The sequence below is a fragment of the Paenibacillus sp. JT22N1 genome (assembly GCF_059692155.1).
The window spans coordinates 216,656-235,019 of record NZ_JCAUAW010000006.1; the positions used below are offsets into that span (position 1 = coordinate 216,656).

22 protein-coding genes are annotated in these 18,364 nt (G+C 44.5%); 1 reads left to right on the plus strand and 21 read right to left on the minus strand.

Annotation, left to right across the window (positions count from 1 at the left end; all coding sequences use genetic code 11):
• Nucleotides 1–85: 85 nt before the first annotated feature.
• From AC58UU_RS13980 to AC58UU_RS14035, 12 genes are all read right to left on the minus strand, one after another.
• On the minus strand, nt 86–679 hold the full coding sequence (locus AC58UU_RS13980; RefSeq protein ID WP_171692343.1) for a tetratricopeptide repeat protein: 594 nt from the start codon (nt 677–679) through the stop codon (nt 86–88).
• 80 nt (nt 680–759) lie between these two features.
• Nucleotides 760–1,143 (minus strand): aspartate 1-decarboxylase, encoded by a 384-nt coding sequence (panD, locus tag AC58UU_RS13985; RefSeq protein WP_497316525.1) that lies wholly within the window; start codon nt 1,141–1,143, stop codon nt 760–762.
• Nucleotides 1,144–1,148: 5 nt separating this feature from the next.
• The gene (gene panC, locus AC58UU_RS13990) at nt 1,149–2,012 is read right to left on the minus strand and encodes a pantoate--beta-alanine ligase (RefSeq protein ID WP_497316820.1); all 864 of its coding nucleotides are present in this window, start codon (nt 2,010–2,012) and stop codon (nt 1,149–1,151) included.
• Between the two features lie 23 nt (nt 2,013–2,035).
• A complete protein-coding gene (panB, locus tag AC58UU_RS13995) occupies nt 2,036–2,893 on the minus strand; it encodes a 3-methyl-2-oxobutanoate hydroxymethyltransferase (RefSeq protein WP_497316527.1) in 858 nt (285 codons plus the stop codon).
• A gap of 244 nt (nt 2,894–3,137) precedes the next feature.
• A complete protein-coding gene (locus AC58UU_RS14000; RefSeq protein ID WP_497316822.1) occupies nt 3,138–4,112 on the minus strand; it encodes a biotin--[acetyl-CoA-carboxylase] ligase in 975 nt (324 codons plus the stop codon).
• Between the two features lie 366 nt (nt 4,113–4,478).
• Nucleotides 4,479–5,804, minus strand: a complete 1,326-nt coding sequence (locus AC58UU_RS14005) for a CCA tRNA nucleotidyltransferase (protein ID WP_497316529.1) — start codon at nt 5,802–5,804, stop codon at nt 4,479–4,481.
• 26 nt (nt 5,805–5,830) lie between these two features.
• Complete coding sequence (gene bshA, locus AC58UU_RS14010) at nt 5,831–7,003, minus strand: N-acetyl-alpha-D-glucosaminyl L-malate synthase BshA (protein WP_497316824.1); 1,173 nt, start codon at nt 7,001–7,003, stop codon at nt 5,831–5,833.
• A gap of 18 nt (nt 7,004–7,021) precedes the next feature.
• Nucleotides 7,022–7,714, minus strand: a complete 693-nt coding sequence (gene bshB1, locus AC58UU_RS14015; RefSeq protein ID WP_497316531.1) for a bacillithiol biosynthesis deacetylase BshB1 — start codon at nt 7,712–7,714, stop codon at nt 7,022–7,024.
• A 1-nt stretch (nt 7,715) separates the two neighbouring features.
• Entirely contained in the window at nt 7,716–8,135 is a 420-nt protein-coding gene (locus AC58UU_RS14020) for a methylglyoxal synthase (RefSeq protein WP_261301091.1), read from the minus strand.
• Between the two features lie 26 nt (nt 8,136–8,161).
• Complete coding sequence (gene dapB / locus AC58UU_RS14025; protein WP_497316533.1) at nt 8,162–8,965, minus strand: 4-hydroxy-tetrahydrodipicolinate reductase; 804 nt, start codon at nt 8,963–8,965, stop codon at nt 8,162–8,164.
• 33 nt (nt 8,966–8,998) lie between these two features.
• Nucleotides 8,999–9,502, minus strand: a complete 504-nt coding sequence (locus AC58UU_RS14030) for a tetratricopeptide repeat protein (RefSeq protein ID WP_497316534.1) — start codon at nt 9,500–9,502, stop codon at nt 8,999–9,001.
• 64 nt (nt 9,503–9,566) lie between these two features.
• Nucleotides 9,567–9,905: a nucleotide pyrophosphohydrolase gene (locus AC58UU_RS14035; protein WP_497316536.1), complete on the minus strand. Its 339-nt coding sequence runs from the start codon at nt 9,903–9,905 to the stop codon at nt 9,567–9,569.
• A 111-nt stretch (nt 9,906–10,016) separates the two neighbouring features.
• Between AC58UU_RS14035 and AC58UU_RS14040 the strand changes: the two genes are divergently transcribed.
• The gene (locus AC58UU_RS14040; RefSeq protein ID WP_497316538.1) at nt 10,017–10,889 is read left to right on the plus strand and encodes a YitT family protein; all 873 of its coding nucleotides are present in this window, start codon (nt 10,017–10,019) and stop codon (nt 10,887–10,889) included.
• Nucleotides 10,890–10,942: 53 nt separating this feature from the next.
• Here AC58UU_RS14040 and AC58UU_RS14045 read toward each other — a convergent pair whose 3' ends face one another.
• The 9 genes from AC58UU_RS14045 to AC58UU_RS14085 all read right to left on the minus strand — a co-directional run bounded on the left by AC58UU_RS14045 (nt 10,943) and on the right by AC58UU_RS14085 (nt 18,250).
• The gene (locus AC58UU_RS14045) at nt 10,943–11,821 is read right to left on the minus strand and encodes a sporulation protein YpjB (RefSeq protein WP_497316540.1); all 879 of its coding nucleotides are present in this window, start codon (nt 11,819–11,821) and stop codon (nt 10,943–10,945) included.
• Between the two features lie 66 nt (nt 11,822–11,887).
• Entirely contained in the window at nt 11,888–12,547 is a 660-nt protein-coding gene (locus AC58UU_RS14050) for a DUF1405 domain-containing protein (RefSeq protein WP_497316542.1), read from the minus strand.
• A 68-nt stretch (nt 12,548–12,615) separates the two neighbouring features.
• A complete protein-coding gene (locus AC58UU_RS14055; RefSeq protein ID WP_171643365.1) occupies nt 12,616–13,503 on the minus strand; it encodes a menaquinol-cytochrome c reductase cytochrome b/c subunit in 888 nt (295 codons plus the stop codon).
• Nucleotides 13,504–13,522: 19 nt separating this feature from the next.
• Nucleotides 13,523–14,194 (minus strand): menaquinol-cytochrome c reductase cytochrome b subunit, encoded by a 672-nt coding sequence (gene qcrB / locus AC58UU_RS14060; protein ID WP_029193037.1) that lies wholly within the window; start codon nt 14,192–14,194, stop codon nt 13,523–13,525.
• Nucleotides 14,195–14,211: 17 nt separating this feature from the next.
• On the minus strand, nt 14,212–14,757 hold the full coding sequence (locus AC58UU_RS14065; protein ID WP_497316545.1) for a QcrA and Rieske domain-containing protein: 546 nt from the start codon (nt 14,755–14,757) through the stop codon (nt 14,212–14,214).
• Between the two features lie 283 nt (nt 14,758–15,040).
• Nucleotides 15,041–15,472, minus strand: coding sequence for a DUF2487 family protein (locus AC58UU_RS14070; protein WP_497316547.1), 432 nt, complete (start codon nt 15,470–15,472; stop codon nt 15,041–15,043).
• A 70-nt stretch (nt 15,473–15,542) separates the two neighbouring features.
• Nucleotides 15,543–16,571 (minus strand): LCP family protein, encoded by a 1,029-nt coding sequence (locus tag AC58UU_RS14075; RefSeq protein WP_497316549.1) that lies wholly within the window; start codon nt 16,569–16,571, stop codon nt 15,543–15,545.
• 157 nt (nt 16,572–16,728) lie between these two features.
• Nucleotides 16,729–16,917 carry an IDEAL domain-containing protein gene (locus AC58UU_RS14080; protein ID WP_047674234.1) on the minus strand — a complete coding sequence of 63 codons (189 nt, stop codon included), beginning with the start codon at nt 16,915–16,917 and terminating at the stop codon, nt 16,729–16,731.
• 178 nt (nt 16,918–17,095) lie between these two features.
• Nucleotides 17,096–18,250 (minus strand): hypothetical protein, encoded by a 1,155-nt coding sequence (locus tag AC58UU_RS14085; protein ID WP_497316826.1) that lies wholly within the window; start codon nt 18,248–18,250, stop codon nt 17,096–17,098.
• Nucleotides 18,251–18,364: the final 114 nt, after the last annotated feature.

Genomic DNA, 18,364 nt, shown 5'->3' on the forward strand with positions numbered 1-18,364 from the left:
GTATCTTCAATCCTTTCGTCCTGCACTTCTCCTAGCATACCAAATCTTATTAGGAAAAGGGAATACCCAGTTAGCCGCTTCCGTTTTAGGATTCGTCCAAATTGATCAGCGGCTCCATGCAAGAAGGATCAGTGTGATACGCTTTTTGAAAATATTCAAAGGCTTTTTCCATATTTTGATTTTGCACTTGTATGCAGCCCATTGCGTTGTAGGAAATGGCCTTCATCTTGGTATTGTCGGTCAAGGGCAGAAGGAACTTGAAGTGTTGATACGCTTCTCCAAACTCCCCTTTGCGCAAATGACCCATCGCTAAATATACCCTAGCTAGCAAGAAATCCGGCTGCCTTTGAATCAGCACTTGGAATTCTTTGATCGCTTGATCGTACATATAAAGCTTGTAATATCCCTGGCCCCGCATGAATTCATCCGTCTGCTTTCCCGACACATCTAGATCCATCAGCTCATCATGAAGGGTTTGGGTACTCATCGGTACGGCCCCATAAAACTTTCCCAACTTCTCCTCAAAAAGCAGCCACGCTTCGATGAACTCATCGCTCATCGTTTTCAACACCTGCAATTGTTCGTCGAGCTCCGCCTTTTTTTCCACGTCACTATTCGGATATTCTTTTTGGATTTCTTCCAAAACCTCGTTCATTGTGGAAAATAAATGCTTAAACATTTGGCATCCCACCTTTGCTTCGAAAGCTTATCCTCATTCTTTGTAAACAGAGCCGATTTCATGCATGGAAGTGATCCCTCTTAAAGGATGGTGGAATGCTCTTCTTCTTTGAGAAGCTGCGCAACTTTATTATTATCACCCATAATGGCAATCGTTGGTTGATGCTTCTTGGCTTCTTCTTCGGTCATCATCGCATAAGAAATAATAATAACCGTATCACCGGTCTGAACTAACCTAGCTGCAGCCCCATTTAAACAAATCACACCTGTGCCGCGCGGCCCTGGAATAATATAAGTTTCGAGACGTGCACCATTATTGTTGTTCACGATTTGCACTTTCTCATTCGGCAACATACCAACCAAATCGATCAAATCTTCATCAATCGTAATGCTTCCGATATAATTCAAATTCGCTTCCGTAACGGTTGCCCGGTGGATCTTAGCTTTCATCATTGTTCGAAACATGGAGGTCACTTCCCTACTTGTAAAATTAAATTATCGATCAAACGCGTTTTGCCGAATTTAACAGCCAAAGCAATGATAATAGAATTGGTATGATGGCTATTTTCAAAAGGTTCTAACGTCGGATAAGCTAGTACCTCTACATAATCAATAATGGCTAAAGGTGAAGAAGCAATATATTGGCTCACCAAGCCTTCAAGCTCCTGCGGTGTGAAAGTTGTATGTGATTCCACAAATGCCTTTGCTTTCTGTAAGGATTGAGACAAAACTAAAGCTTCCTTACGCTCTTCCACAGAAAGATACACATTGCGTGAGCTCATAGCGAGCCCGTCTGATTCACGCAAAATAGGACATGGAACAATCTCGATGCCGAGATTGAGATCTTGCACCATTTGCTCAATGACAGCAACCTGCTGGGCATCCTTCAGGCCAAAAAAGGCTTGATCAGGCTGAACAATATGAAACAACTTGCTAACGACAGTGGCGACCCCATCAAAGTGTCCAGGGCGTGATGCTCCGCAAAGTCTGGAGGTAAGACCTGTCACACTGACAGTAGTGCGCGTCGGTGACGGATACATTTCGCTTACTGATGGCATAAACACTACGTCAACGCCCGCGGCTTCGGCTAATTGCAGGTCCCGCTCCGTATTGCGCGGGTATCGCTCGAAATCCTCACCTGGACCAAACTGAAGCGGATTAACAAATATACTTAGCACGACAAGTCCACTTTGAGCACGTGCTTTGCGTAGCAAACTAGCATGGCCTTCGTGTAAATAGCCCATAGTGGGTACAAACCCAACAGATTGGTCGTTCTTGCGTCGATAGTCCCTTATGCGAGAACGCAAATCAGCAATTGAATGAATCACTTCCATTGTCTGGATCGCTTCCATGCTTCTCACTTCTCCTTATCGCCGTATAAGTATTCAACAACATCGTTGTCCATATGAAACGTATGCTCTGGCGCAGGGAATGCCCGTGCTTTCACTTCTTTCACATATTCCCCAATACCTGCACGAATAGTTTCCCCTATATTCGCGTATGCTTTTACGAACTTTCTGGCAGCACTGTCAGAACCATACTGGAGAAGATCATGATAAACAAGTACCTGGCCATCGCAATGAATCCCAGAACCGATTCCAATCGTAGGAATCGATAGCTGCTTCGTTATCCATTCAGCCAGTTCATCAGTCACCAGCTCTAAGACCACTGCGAAAGCTCCCGCTTCCTCAAGAGCTTTCGCATCACTGAGCAGTTTCTCTGCTTGTTCGGAGCTGCGTCCTTGTACACGGAATCCACCAAGTTGATGTACGGATTGTGGCGTTAAACCCAAATGTCCGACCACTGGCACACCCGCCTCCGTGATCGCTTTGACGGTTGCCGCAATCTCAACTCCGCCTTCCAACTTAACCGCCTTTGCTCCACCCTCTTGCATTAATCGGGCAACACCACGAAATGTTGAGTCCAAGCTTCCATGGTAAGTCAAGAAAGGCATATCCGCTACAATGAACGTATTTGAAGCTCCACGCACCGCAGCTCGCGTTTGGTAAACCATATCATCCAGTGTGACAGGCAGGGTTGAATCGTAGCCTAGTACTACATTCCCCAGAGAATCTCCTACAAGGATGACATCAATGCCAGCCTCTTCCGCCAAGCGGGCTGAGGGATAATCATAAGCAGTTACCATTGTAATGGGAACGCCATCTTGCTTCATTTTTCTCATCTTAGCTGTCGTAAGCGGCTTACGTTGTTCCATTGTTATCCCAACTTCCTCATATAAAATAAAAAACCTTTTAGCTAAGAGCTAAAAGGATCGCATGCAGAAAGAATCCAATGATCCCTCTGTCTCGGTCCCATAAGGCTCAGAGCAGAATCCAACATCTTGTTTCAAGTCCTATTCCTTTGTAAACAAACTACAATCGTCAAGCTGCAAGTGCAGTTCCTTTAAGGATACCGCCTTGTCTTGCTATTATACCAAATGTTGCTTCCATTTGATACCTTTACTTCAGTTCAATATCTCCGGAATAGATCTTTATTTTCTCTCCAGCTTGCGTTATTACCGTTAATGCACCTGAATCATCCAACGAATCAGCGATGCCTTCAATGACTCCTGAAGGTGTATATGTACGGATTGGACGCTTTAAAGTTACACTGAGAGCCTCCCATAGCAAACGGATTGGGGCGAAGCCTTTCTCCATATAAAGCGCATAGAGATCTTCAAACTCTAAAAGAAAAGCTTGTACCAAACTTTCTCTTGGGATGTCAGCGCCCGATTCAATCGCAAGTGAGGTCGCAATATTCCGAAGTTCCTCGGGATAATCTTCCCTTTTCAAATTTACACTGATGCCAATCCCTGCAACCACATACTTGAGCCGTTCATCTTCCCCACTGCTTTCAAGTAAGATACCACTTACCTTCTTGCCTTTAATAAGAAGATCATTAGGCCACTTAATCCCGATGTCTACCTGGCACACCTTCTGGATGGAGCGACACAGTGCTACCGCACTAAGCAGTGTTAATTGAGGCATGAAATAAACCGGAATGCGCGGCTTTAACACAAGACTCATCCAGATCCCTTTACCGGCCGGAGAATGCCACGCGCGCCCCATTCGCCCTCTTCCAGCTGTCTGTGCCTCTGCCAGCACAATCGTGCCTTCAGGAGCACCTGATGCAATGAGAGCGTGTGCTATCGTCTGTGTAGACTCGACTTCCCCGTAAACATGGATTTTCTGGCCAAGAACCTTGGTTTTCAATCCGCTCAACAATTCGTTCACTTGCCATGAATTAGGCTTGCTCAGCAATCGGTACCCTTTCCGAGGCGCAGCTTCAAATTCATAGCCTGCCGATCGAAGCTCTTCAATATGCTTCCAAATCGCGGTGCGGCTAACGTTAAGTCGGCGGCTGATTTCCTCGCCGGAAACGTAAGCTTCCGGGAACTCTTGGAACAGCTCTAATATACGTTTGTTCATACGAATTCACTCACGATCTATCGGGAATTTATTTGGATGTCAATTCATCTGGTAATACTGCAGTTGTTGTAGTTCGTGCAACATTTTGGAGGTAAATCAGTGTTATTCTATAATCTGTTGTACAATGTACAACAATTTGGTGCTATATAGGCCATTTCGCAACTAATGGGCTCGAAATGTTGTACAAACTGCAACTTCAAGTTGCGAAATAGCCTTTTGCGTGTAAATTGTTGTAGAAAATGCAACATTGGTATCCACTATAGCTATCAAAAGTAGAAAAGAAACCCTGACTTGTTGTACAAAATACAACATCGCTCGAGTGGACGGATACTTAATTCATCATTCAAATTATAAAAAAACCGCGCTGCGCTGCTACTTCGCAGCACGCGCGGCAAGTAAAAGTGATTCTCGCTCGTTCGGGATTTCACCGAGCGCGGTTCGTTCAAGCAGCTGCTGCAGCAGTATGCCCATCCATGGGCCCGGCTGCCGGCCAAGCTCCTCCGCCAAATCCGTGCCGGATATGGCGAGTTCCTTCAGGCTGAAGCAGGGAACCTCCTTCAGCCAAGCATCCCCGCGACGCAGCAGCTCCGGCGCGGTGGTCTGCAGGAAGCGCGCGAGCTCGCCGCGCTGCTCAAGGCTTTGCGGCAGCACGCTCAGCAGCCGCAGTAAAGCGCGGGCAGCGGCTTCGCCGCGGCGCACCGCGCCAAGCTTCCAGACCCGCTCCAGCGGAGCCGGGTCCTGCACTAACGCTAACGCGGCGTCCTGCGAAGCGCCGCTCGTAAGCTGCGCGGCCACAGCCTCGCGCAGGGTCAGCACCGCCACGACCGCTTCGCAATCGGCGCGGGAGAAGGTCAGCTCCTGGAGCGCCGTGCGGACTGTGTCCGCCGGCATCTCCAGAAGCATCAGCAGCATAGCCCAGCGGTCATGCTGCCCTTCAAGCGCGCTGACAGCGTCCAGCGCGTTATCCCACGCGAGCCAGCGCTCAAAAGGCAGCGGCAGCTGCTTTTTGAGGTGCGCCGTGAGGCGGCTCGCCAGCAGTAACCGCACAGCCCTTGCGGGGGCTGGGCCTTCGACCATGCGCTGCAGCTCGCTGCGCACGCGCTCCATAGCGATGTGGCGCAGCAGCGGAGCTTGCGCAAGCAGCGCTTGCCAAGTGCTCGATTCGACCTCCAGTCCATAGGTCGAAGCAAAACGAACACAGCGAAGCATGCGCAGCGCATCTTCGCCGAATCGCTCCCCTGCAGCCCCTACGCAGCGCAACACACCCAGTTCCAGATCCTTTTGCCCTGCAAAAGGATCCAATACAACGCCCGCCGCGTCCATTGCCATAGCGTTCATCGTAAAATCGCGCCGCTTCAAATCCTCCGTCAAATCCGAAATGTATTCGACAGATGTTGGGCGGCGGAAGCCCTCATACTCCGTTTCCTTCCGAAACGTCGTCACCTCATAAGTCCCCTGTGACAGGATGACGGTTACGGTGCCGTGCTGCAGCCCTGTCGGCGCCGTCCGCGGGAAGCAGGACATAACCTGCTCAGGCAATGCTGACGTCGCAATGTCGATGTCCTTTATCGGTCGGCCTAGCACAGCATCACGAACACAACCACCTACAAGATACGCCTCATACCCAGCTTCTGTAAGCTTAGAGAGAACTAAGGAAGCACCACGATCTATTACTTTTATTTTAACAACATCCGACATGTTACTCCTAACCTGCTAACATCCTCTTATTGACAGGACGAAGCTGTAATGCGATGAGATTCTGGAAGCTCTCTTCCCAGCACGCGATAATAAATTTCCTCATATTGAACCGTAGTTATATCATTACAAAATGTATGCCGAGCACGAGTCAAGCAATTCTGCGCCACTTGTTCGTACAATACTTGATTACTAAGCAAGTTAACGACATGTTCGGCCATTTTATCAGTATCCCCAACATCCGCTAAATAGCCGGTTTCACCGTGCGTAATGAGTTCGGGAATCCCGCCGGCATTGGAGCCGATCGTTGGCACCCCGCATGCCATCGCTTCTAGGGCGACTAGACCGAAGCTCTCTTTTTCCGATGGTAGCAGCATCACGTCAGCAAGGGATATCACCTGTGCTACATCATCCTGTTTACCACAGAACGTTACCTTATCTGTAAGGCCAAGTTCCTTTACCTTAGAAATCATTTTGGATAAATCAGGACCTTCTCCCACGAACAAAAGACGCGACGGAATCTGCTTGCTGACTTTTGCAAAAATATCAATAACATCCTGCACACGTTTAACAGGTCTGAAATTAGAAATATGAATAAGAATCTTCTCTTCCGGCCGGGCAAACTCGCCTCTAAGCTTCGAAATATCACGCGGGTAATACACCCGTTTATCGACGAAATTATAAGTTAGATCTATGTCACGGTCGATGTCCAATAATTCTCTTGTTTCTTTGATTAAATCTTTCGAAACCGCTGTAACCGCATCGCTTTCATTAATAGCATAGCGAATTAAGTCAGAAATCGATTGATCCTGTCCCAGAACGGTAATATCCGTTCCATGAAGTGTCGTGACAACCTTGAGCTTACTACCAACCATCTGTTTCGCCAGAAGTGCACATACAGCATGAGGAATGGCATAATGAACATGAAGTAAATCTAACTCTTCCATCTTTGCCACCTGCGCTAATTTACTGGCGAGAGAAAGGTCATAAGGCGGATACCGAAAGACATAATATTGACTGACTTCCACTTCATGATAAAAAATATTTTTATGAAATTTACCCAAACGAAAAGGCATACTGTGTGTAATAAAATGAACCTCGTGTCCTTTTTCGGCAAGCAGCTTGCCAAGCTCAGTAGCGACAACACCTGAACCACCTAAAGTCGGATAACAGGTAATGCCAATCTTAAGTTTATCTTTCATCATGCACCTCTTTTCCGATCAAACGAATCGATCTACCACCAAGGGCAGCTTAGAAACGAAACCTTCTGCATAAGTTAACAAGCGCTTTTGACCTAATACGCGATCTCGAGCTTCCACTCGTTCAATATAGCCTTGATTTAAGGGTGTGGCTACCGTACCTTGACCCGTTATAAATTGTGAGCGGTAAGCGCTCAGCGCTGCAATTTTTTCTTCATAACAATCGGTTACATCCACCATAAGATCAGCTTCATAAACGTCATTTATAAAATAAAAGTACATCTGCTCCACGTTCACAGGCTCAGAATCAGGCAAATACTTGCGAAGCTTAGCGTTAAAAACAGCTTCCTGAACCAACCCCGAACAGGCAACATGGTCTGGATGCCGATCCTGCCAGTAGGGTGCAAATACGATTCTCGGCTTAAATTTACGAATTTCTTGCGTAATACGCTCAATATTTGCCTGTGTGGCAAATAATCCTCGATCCGGTAGTCCCAGATTCGTACGAACCTTCACGCCAAGAATACTCGCAGCCAGTTCAGCCTCCTCGATCCTTGTTTCTACAGTGCCATTAGAGGACATTTCGGCATAGGTTAAATCACAAAGTCCAACCTTAAGCCCACGCTTGGTATGTTTGGCAATGGTGGCCCCCATGCCAATCTCAGCATCATCTGCATGTGCGCCAAATATAAGAATATCGAGAGATTCGCTCATCTTATTCAATACCTGGCTTATATTTATGTACTAACTCTCTCCAACCGAAATCACCGCGATCAAGCGCTCTGACAAGTAGTTCTGCTGTTGCTACATTCGTAGCGCAAGGAATCCCCTGAACGTCACATAGACGCAGCAGAGCAATAATGTCGGGTTCATGTGGTTGAGCCATTAATGGATCTCGAAGGAAAATAATAAAATCCATCTCATTTTGTGCTACCAATGCTCCAATTTGCTGGTCTCCCCCAAGTGGACCTGACATAAATCGATGTACGTCTAATTTGGTGCCATCCATAATCCGCTGTGCTGTCGTCCCTGTTCCATATAACTTATGACCCTCGAATACATGTTCATACGCTGTAACGAAGTTCACCATTTCATCTTTCTTACGATCATGGGCAATTAACGCTATCTTTAACATCTTGTCTTCCACTCCCCTAGGGCTCTTTAATCTATAAAATGCTCGAATCCATAAATCATACCGCTATATGTCATCACTTTACGTACAGCAATGGCAACGCCCGGCATATAGGCTGCACGATCATAGGAGTCATGTCTAATTTTGAGCGCTTGGCCTTGTTCCGCCATAATAACTTCCTGCTGAGCAAAAATTCCAGGCAGTCGGACGCTATGTATTCTAAATCCATTGTAATACCCACCGCGCGAACCTTCAATTGTTTCTTCTTCTTTCGGATTACCTTGACGCATCTCTCCTCTAACTTCGGAGATAAGTTCCGCGGTTTTCACTGCCGTTCCTGAAGGCGCGTCCAGCTTTTGATCCCCGTGATACTCAATAATTTCGAGATTTGGGAAGTATTTGGATGCTTGAGCCGCAAATCTCATCATAAGTATAGCCCCAATTGAGAAATTCGGAGCTATTATTCCGCCAATTCCACTTTCTTGACACTGCTTGTCCAATTCAGCAATAGCTTCCGGCGTAAATCCTGTTGTTCCCATTACTGGGCGAATTCCTAGGCGAATAGCCAAGTTTGTATGTGAAACCGCTGTTTGCGGTCCTGTAAAATCTACTAGAACGTCTGGCCAGGATTCTGTGAGAGCCTGTTCCAAATCATTGCTCATTATAACCCCACATTCTTCAAATCCTACCATCCTTCCCAAATCAATTGGGCCAGAGGAGCGGTTAACCCCCGCCACAAGTTCCATATCGGACTCTGTGAGAACGGTCTTCACGACCTCTCGCCCCATTCTTCCACTTGCACCAATAACGGCTACTCGAATTTTACGATCCATGTTTAGAATATCTCCTTTTTATATGTTTCAAGCCTATAATTTCATCTTTTGCTGATAGAGCGCCGCATGCTGTTTCGCAATTTCATGGTGAGGCTCCAAACGCACCGCTTCCATAATGGTTTGATAGGCTCTCCCATAATCCTTTCGAAAAGCAAAAGCTTCTCCTAGAATAAGATACGCTTCAATAGCCAGAGGATCAAGAGTAATCGCTTCTTTTAGTAAGAAAATCGCACGTTCCGCATGCTCAGACTCGGCACTTAGCTGTTTTTGTGCTTTTTCAACTAATTCTCTTGCATGCAGTACTTGCAGATGATAACGATAAACTTCATTATCTTTAACCAACTCTAATGCCCTTGAAGCATGCTCAATGGCTTTAAACAATTTGTTACTTCTTGCGAAAGTAATCGATAACTTGTAGTGATAGGCAGCATTGTTTGGTTCTTCAGATATCGCTTTTTCAAACCATTTAATGGCTTTTTCAAAATCATGACCAAGTATGGATTCGTACGCTTTCTGTATTTGATTTTCTCCATTCATCTGCCCATCCTCCTCCACCCGAAATCGAGTCTCCCGTTATTGGGGATGGTATAGTTTATGAAGCTTATTTAGTTTCGGTGTTAATTTTGGTCCATCGACCCGCGTCTCTCGTGTTGAATTTATGCATGATTTTTTCGTGTGCTTCCGTCAAATCAATGCCCAATGAGTTTGCGAAACAGATGGTTATGAAAAGAATATCACCGAGTTCGAGCTCAATTGAATTGTCTTCTTCTGTGCTTTTTTTCGGCTTTTCACCGTATGTGTGATTCACCTCTCGGGCTAATTCACCAACTTCCTCTGACATTCTGGCCAGCATAGCTAAAGGACTGAAATATCCTTCCTTAAACTGGGAAATATAAGTGTCAACCTCTTGTTGTATATCTTTAAGAGTACGTTCGGACATGTTCACCCTTCTTTCCATCATCTTCACCGAGCTATCATTACTATGTTAAACTATAGAAGAAAAGTTGACAAATTTTTTTGGTGATACCATCACGTATTTGGAGGAACAGGAATGAGATTTAAAGAACGGTTTGCTGATCGATTTACGAATGTTGTTGCAATTATGATCGGTACAGCTATTTATGCGTTTGGTTTGCACTATTTTGTTATTTCCAATGAGTTAATGGAAGGTGGGGTTACAGGTGTTTCCTTGCTGCTCAAATACGTACTAAACGTGCCACCTTCCCTATCTACGCTGTTAATTAATATTCCTTTGTTTTATATCGGATGGAAAAATTTTGGAAGAGGACAGATGCTATACACCATCTTCGGCGTCGTCTCGTTGTCTTTCTTTCTATGGATCATGGAGCTGCTCATTCGAAAAGAATGGCTGATCCCTTTTCACACCACGCAGGATTACTTTCTAGCGACTTTATATGCAGGTATTACACTCGGGACTGGACTGGGACTTGTCTTCCGTTTCGGTGGCACTACGGGTGGCTCTGATATCTTGGCTCATATCGGCAATAAGAAGAGAGGCTGGAGCGTTGGCCAAGTCATCCTCATTATTGACGTCATCGTCATTGGCTCTTCGTTAATCTATTTACCTAAAGAGAAGGTCTTGTATTCACTTGTTGCCGTCTTCGTAAGCTCTCGTCTCATCGATTATATTTCCGAGGGCGCTTACGCGGCCAAAGCATTTACCATTATTAGCGATCAAGCAACTCAGTTAGCACAAGCCATTACGACGGAACTAGACAGAGGAGTGACTTTATTCCCAGCTAGAGGCGCCTACTCCGGCAACAATAAGGAAGTAGTTTATTGCGTCGTCTATCGTCATGAAACCAGAAGGCTTCGTGAACTCATTCATTCAATGGATCCTAGCGCATTCATCATTATTGGTGATGTGCATGATGTTATTGGTGAAGGATTCAAACAAAAGTAACGCAAAAAGTGGGTCCAGCAGCTGTATAAGCATGCTCGACCCACTTTTATGTTTCACCTATTCTCACTATCTCGCGTTTGCTTAATCGGAACAATATGTCGTCCTGATTGATACATTCTCCATCCCACGAAGGATAGCACACTGACAATAATGAGACCAATACCTAACGACCAGATGATTGGTTGTCTAGGGTCCGTAATTGGCACGAAAGCGATCGCATCCTTGTTCTTCAGAAACAAATCATCCAAAACATGATTTAGATGGTCAAGCCCTGATTCCAATTGTCGAGTCGACATAGGTTGACTATTCAAATTCGTACGGATAAAAGCGAGCAGCGAATCAAGCTTTTCGACGGAAGCGGCATCTCGGCTAATCAGTAAGGACGGATGAATGATGGCAATATGCTGCGACAGCTTACCGAAATTCGCCAACGCCTCCTTCTGTTTATTCGCTTTAACGTCCTCGTTCAGGTTATTCGTATCATTTTGCAGCACTTTATAATATTGCAGCCACATAGGCTGGTTCTTATGTGTTAACGCATCGGTGGCTAGCCGAATTTTGGCGACAGCGACCTGCCCTTCTTCCGGTGAATAGGCTGCGGCATTATAGACCCTTTTCGCTTGTGTAATCGTCTCCGTTAAAGCATTTAACCCCTCAACAGATGTAATCCCCTCGAAATGAATCTTAGGAATCTGATCAGACATTTGCATCAGTTTATTTCTCGCTTCTGTGACTTGACCATCCATGGTTTGTTTGTACATATCATCAGCAATTTGGTTCAGAAACGCTATCCGCTCTACTTGTTCAGGATCTATTGGCTTAGCGGCTTGTCCGTTTGTACTCGTGCTAACTCCACAAGCTGAGCTTATAGTTATAACGGCTGCCAGCAGAAGTGTGGTCGTTAACCATTTCATACCGGAATAATTAAACATGGGACATCCCCTCCTTCACCATCATCATATGGAGGTTTGTCCCAATTTAGACCAGCTGCTATGCGGTTATGTACTTCTTTTATTGCGGATAAGCAGGCATACAATTGCTATCAATATGCCAGTCATGCTTAACCCTACTGTGAACCATTCTATCGTAAGTAGATTGTCATCAAGTTCTCGAGGTAATCGCGGAAAAATCCCTCTTTCATAATCCATGAAGTCGTTCCAAAATGTCCAGATGGCGACAATGATAATAGCCGTTAGCCTGTACCTATACCATCGAACGAATAGCAGCGCTTCCACAGCCATTGCCAAATGGGAAGCTGTCAGCATCCAACCATCCCAGTCGACTGGAACACCCTGCCACGCCCCTGTCCAAATCATGGCAACCGCCCAGATTCCATATTTAAATGAAGTAATCAATGCGAATGCTTCAACAAACCCGCGAATAGCTCGATAAAGCTTATTGGGTTGCTGGTCCAAAGAACGGTCTATAAGCAAGAAACCGATTGATAAAGTGAAAAACAAGCTGGCTGTTGGGCTGTCTGGAACAAAATATACGTACCAAACAGGATAATTAGCAATCGTATCGACCATTTGGGCCCAATACCATTCATAGCCATAAACGGTTCCTAAAAGGTTTGAAATGAAAAACGCCCACAACATCTTTTTGCTAAGCAAAAAATCCTTGCTCCAAAAATAGGAAACGGACAACCCTTGCTGCAAGTAAGCTCCTCCTCTTGTGCGAACTTATCTAAAAAAACCTGACCGCTCTCGCGATCAGGTTTCCTTTTTTATTGAGCTTTTTGTTTGGATAACCATTCAGCAAGTTTATTAATATCAGCATCACTTAAGCCTTTATCAATGTTAGCTTGATATTGCTTACCCATATTGCCTTTACCATTCTTGATAATGCCAAGAATCTCATCTTGGGGATGCTTATCACCAACACCAAGTAAGGCAGGTACACCAGAAGCAGGCATCCCTTTAAGTCCAGCACCGTGACAAGATAAGCAAGTTGCTTTCTTGTATATCTCTGCACCAGGATCATCAGCTGCAACGATAGCTGCGGATTTCTTCGTTTCCTTAGCACCGCCGCCACCAGCTGCACCTTTGTTCGCGTGCATCTCTTCCTCACGCTTAATGTGTTCTGGAACAATGTTTTTCTCTTTCAATTCTACTTGGTAATGAGACCAAGATGTGTACGTCAAATACGTACAAGCGATAAGAGATAAAATCATCAAGCTTGAAGCGATCGGTCTTCTGTAGAAACGGCGCTCTTTACCTGTATCCAAGAAAGGAGCAAGCAGCAAGCCGCCGAAAAGTAAACCAGGTACTACAACCGCACCAAGAACAACATAGTCTCCTGATGTATATGGGTATTTCAATAATTGATACATGAATAAGAAGTACCAATCCGGCATTGGAATGAACGCTGTGTTCTTAGGATCCGCAGGATATCCTAGCGGAGCTGGATCCGACATGACCAGTACTAGCATACCGACCAATACGACTACACCAACCATCCATTCTTTCAACAAGAAGTTTGGTATGAACGCTTCTGATTTCCCCGGATATGCAGAATAATCTTTAGGAATCAGTCGTTGCTCTTGTGATTTCTTTATTACGCGGGAATCTCCCACATAAACGATTTTTTCGTCAGACTTATGACCATGCGCCACGCATTGACCCTCCTTTCAATTATAGCGGTCCGGAAATACCTTGTTTGCGAATCATGAAGAAATGTCCAGCAAGCAAAGCTAGCAGAACGCCTGGCAGGAAGAATACGTGGATGGCAAAGAAACGAGTCAATGTTTGAGCGCCAACAATGCTTCCACCTTGCAGCAATGTTTCAATATATGGTCCCGCGAACGGTACCGCTGCTGCGATCTTCATACCTACTTGTGTAGCGAAATACGCTTTGTTATCCCATGGTAGCAGGTATCCGGTAAAACCAAGACCTAACATAACGAAGAAAATCAACATGCCTACAACCCAGTTCATTTCACGGGGTGCTTTATAAGAGCCTGTGAAAAACACGCGCAGGGTATGTAAGAACATCATCACGATTACTAAGCTGGCTCCCCAGTGGTGCATACCTCTGACAATAACACCGAAAGCCACTTTATGTTGTAAATAGTCAACGCTGGCATACGCGTTGATAATATCAGGTGTGTAATACATGGTTAAGAACATACCTGACAAAATTTGAATGACTGTAATGAAAAACGTCAATCCGCCGAAGCAATATACGAAAGCGGAAAAATGATGAGCAGGGTTTACGTGCTCTGGAACCTCGTGGTCTGCTACATCCCTCCACATTGGCGTAATATCAAGACGTTCGTCAATCCAGTTGTATACGTTTTTAAACATCTGATGCTGACGCCTCCTTATACTCTTGTGTTAGCATGTAGTTGACCCACATAAACGAAACCATTCTCTACTTTGGTCGTGTACTCATCCAAAGGCTTTGGTGCTACTGCAAGGTTCTTACCATCTTGCGTATAGTGAGCACCGTGACAAGGACAGAAATACTGATCTTTGTAAGCAGGATTATCGTTCCAGTTGACTGTACATCCAAGATGCTTACAAGTTGGATTCAACGCAAAGAGCTTGCCGCCGCTGTCTTTGGAAATCCATGCAACCAGTTCAGCATCGCTTTCGTACCATCCATCTACCTGATGAATTTGAAACGTAAACGCTTGTGGAACATTTGTAATTTTACTTTCTTCGACAACTTTAACCCAATCCGCTGCACTCTTCTTTTGAAGGACAGGATCAATAGCAAACCGTATCATCGGTATAATAATCCCGGCTCCCATGAATCCTCCAGCGCCACCAAGGGTGTAAGAAAGAAATTGTCGACGAGACATTTCGCGTTTGGTCCCGGGTTTCTTCCCATGCTGTTCTTCTTTGTGATTGTTATGATCACTCATTCTCAGGTCTACCCTCCTACATTGGCCGAAGTCCGAACCCTCTCGGACGTCAGTTACCTCTATCACGTGTCGTTCGACATTACACTACATAACTAGGACATTACTAATAATAGCCTACGTCTACTAGGTCGTCAAGAATCCATAACTCCTTTTCAGCGGTTGAAAACTCGGCCATTGGACAAATTTTAACGAAATTGTCACAACTTTTTGGAAGCTATAGAAATTAATTTCTCCCCTTATCCTGCACAACTTTTTTTCCATTAATACGCTTATCCGTTTAAAGTTAATCGTTCTGCTGCCATAATTCTTGTACTTGTTTGGAAATGCTTGATTTGATTAGTTCCGATTGGCTCGTCCACTGCTCCATATCGACAGCAATCAACAAATCCGTTTGTTCTGATTTCCAAAGTGCTGCTTCTGTATGTATAGTAAGACCGATTACATAACGGAACCCCATTCTTTTTAAATGAAGTGAGATGGTGTTCAACTGTTCTCTCATATCCGTACCCGTTATGTAGTGAAGCGCTGGATAAGTTACTACTCTGCCCTTGAAAGGAATTTCAATCGTTTCCAGAGCATCACGAAGCTGTTCTAACGCAAGTGTCACTTGTGCAGGATCTTCAAACCCCGCCAACCCCGTCAAAGGAAGTAAACAGGTGTCCAAATACGGTTTCAATTCTGGCCAATCTTGTGCTGATATATCGTTAAACTTCAACGAATCGTCCTCCCCTATTGTTTGCCAAATGTACGCTAGCTATGTAATGTCATGAATCTCATCTTGTACTTTAATCCGTCCTTATCTGACTGTCAATCTGCTCACTCGATTGTTGACCACGCAGCGCTCCAAGCGCTTCCTCCAGATCTTGCTGCTTCACAACCAGATAGGGACTCTCCCATTCACCTTTTAATTGGATGTAGCGAACGGTTGCCGGCTTCAAGTCACGGTAGGATTTCGTAAATGTACGAAGCTCATCAGCTGGAATATCCGTTTTAATGGATCCTCCAATGATGTCAAGTACACCCGCCCAAGCGGTCAAACCATTCAATGTGGTTAATTGATCTAGTAGCTGATTAAGTACTAGCTGTTCTCTTTGATTCCGCTCCATATCTGAGGATCCTGCAGTACCTAAATTGGATTTACGATAACGGATAAAATCTAACACTTGTTTGCCATTCAACTGCTGTTTTCCTTTATTCAGATGAATATCCGTTCCGTCACTATCATCCTGATAGCGCATATCCATATCTACTTCGACGTTCATTCCACCTAATTGATCGACGAGCTTCCGAAAGCCTTCAAAATTAATAACAGCCATATAATCAATTGGAACTTGATAAACATCACTGAACAATCTTTTGGTTTCAAGAAGGGCCGTGTCTCTATTTTTATTGTAATAATAAGCATAGAAATAATTTGCTTTATGAGATCCGTCTAATCCTGACTTATCTGATTCAATCTCCAGATCTCTTGGAATGGATACCACCGTACCTTGATGCGTTTTCGGATTAATACGGAACAGCATCATGACATCCGTATTCAGCGATCCCTCATTACCTTCTCGTTCATCTACTGCCGTTAGAAGGAACGTTAGCGGCTTTTCAATGGGATTGGTTGCTTGCGTAGGTACAATACTTTCTCCATTTAGATTTGATGTTGTCTTTGCTTCAGGCGCAGCAATATGATCCAGCGTCTGATTTAACTTGTTATATAGAAAAGCGGCATACACAGACGCTGCTCCTACAATTAGACCTGTGATCAAAAGAACGGATGTCATTACTTTTCGAATACGGGGATTTTTTATCATTTTTTTCATTCGTTGTCTCCTTATGTTTTGATATTATGTTCTTAATTAATGGACGCGTGGGTCGTCGAATTAGTTCTTTTTTCACTCGATATACAGCAAAAAAGACACGTGAATAAGATTCACATGCCCTTCTTTAACGTGTCTATGGCCGCCACCATATAAGTAATTAACCCAAAGATTGTAAGGTTTTAAGCTCAGATGTAAGAGCTAGGAACGTAGTTTGATCTCCCTTGGCTAAAGCGCGGTCAATCTCTTTGTAGAGATTTTCTTCTTTATATTTGCGTATGGCATTATCCCAAACCATTTCCGCGAAAAGTGCCAGCAGCGCATCGTTAGATACATTCATTTTTCCCATGAGACCTACCTCCAAATGTTGTCCGCGGTTTGTCAGGAGCTTCTTTTTCGCAAAAACATGTTAGTATGTTTCTTGGTGTATGCCAACCCCTTGTGTATGCCCCTACTCCATCATATTCACTCGGTACATTAGCGCTTCATTCAATAGCCCGATTCAATAGGAATGTGTCTTTACCTATCTACTTGAAGTCTTCTTTGAACCGTATACTTTCTTTATCCAGAAAGAGGACAACCTTATCTTCTTCAGCTACAAATGTTCCTTGAATCACTTTCGTTCCGATCTTGGTGACTTGAATAACAGCTCCATTCTCCTGATCTTCCCCGATCCGAATCAGGCCCAAATGCATCATCATTTGCAGAATACGTTGTTCCACGATCGATTCAGAACTATCATAATAGAAGGGTTTAACAAGCTTACAAAGTACGTCTCCTAGTGATGCCATGGTCACCCATTGCCCACCTAGACGGTCTATCCAAGCCACAATGCTTTGGACATTCGGAATCGGATTCTTATAAAGCCGCAGCCAGAACTTATACACTTCTGCTAGGTTTTCTTTCTTACCTTCTACCAGCCGCGCTTTACCCTCTTCAGTTAATCGAAGTGTTTGTGAATGCTCACTAATCAGTTGCCTGTAATAGCAATAATCATAGATGAAAGAAAACCGGTTCGGATACTCTTTAAACATGCGGCCATAGCCGAATCGCCATGTCCCTTTGGATACCATCTCTTCTTGAACCGATAATCGATTGAGAATTTGTTGAAGCTGTCTTTTGTACATAGACCCTTCCGCTGTGAGTGGTATCTCCTGCTCTTGAGAGATGTACGTCAAGAAATGAAATATGTCATCGACGATAAGTAATTGCTCATCACGATATACATTGGGTTCATTTGTTGTTTTCAGGTTTTGTTTAAACTGACCGGTTAGAACATCACTAAATCTACACTTCAGATCTTGCGGGACATGAAACAAAAACTTCGTTTGCTGTGAATAGCCGTTAAACAACCATCCAAGTTTCTTGAATTTAATGATCATATCCCGAGGATTCCATTCCTCCGAATCATCCTTCTGAAATCTTGATTGTTGAACTCTAGCGACAAGTTCTTCAATACTGAAAGCATTGCGAGGATCGAAAAGCAGCGAATTCAAAAACCGAATATCCTCCAAGGCTAAGCCCTGAATATGCTTTTCGAAAATCTCTCTGCGGAGCGCTGTGCTCAAAATCGATTGAATCAATTCATTCTTCGAATGACCATTACACTCACACTCGTAGGTATGAGCAATTCGGCCTAATTCATGGATATCGGCATAACTGAGCATATCCGCTAGGTTCATTTCCATCCTACATCCCCCATTTAGCGAAGCTTTCAGCTCCAAGGTTTCTAGTAACCATTATGGGATTTTTCACCGAAAATATTCCAATTGAAATAAAAAAACATGACTCTTTCA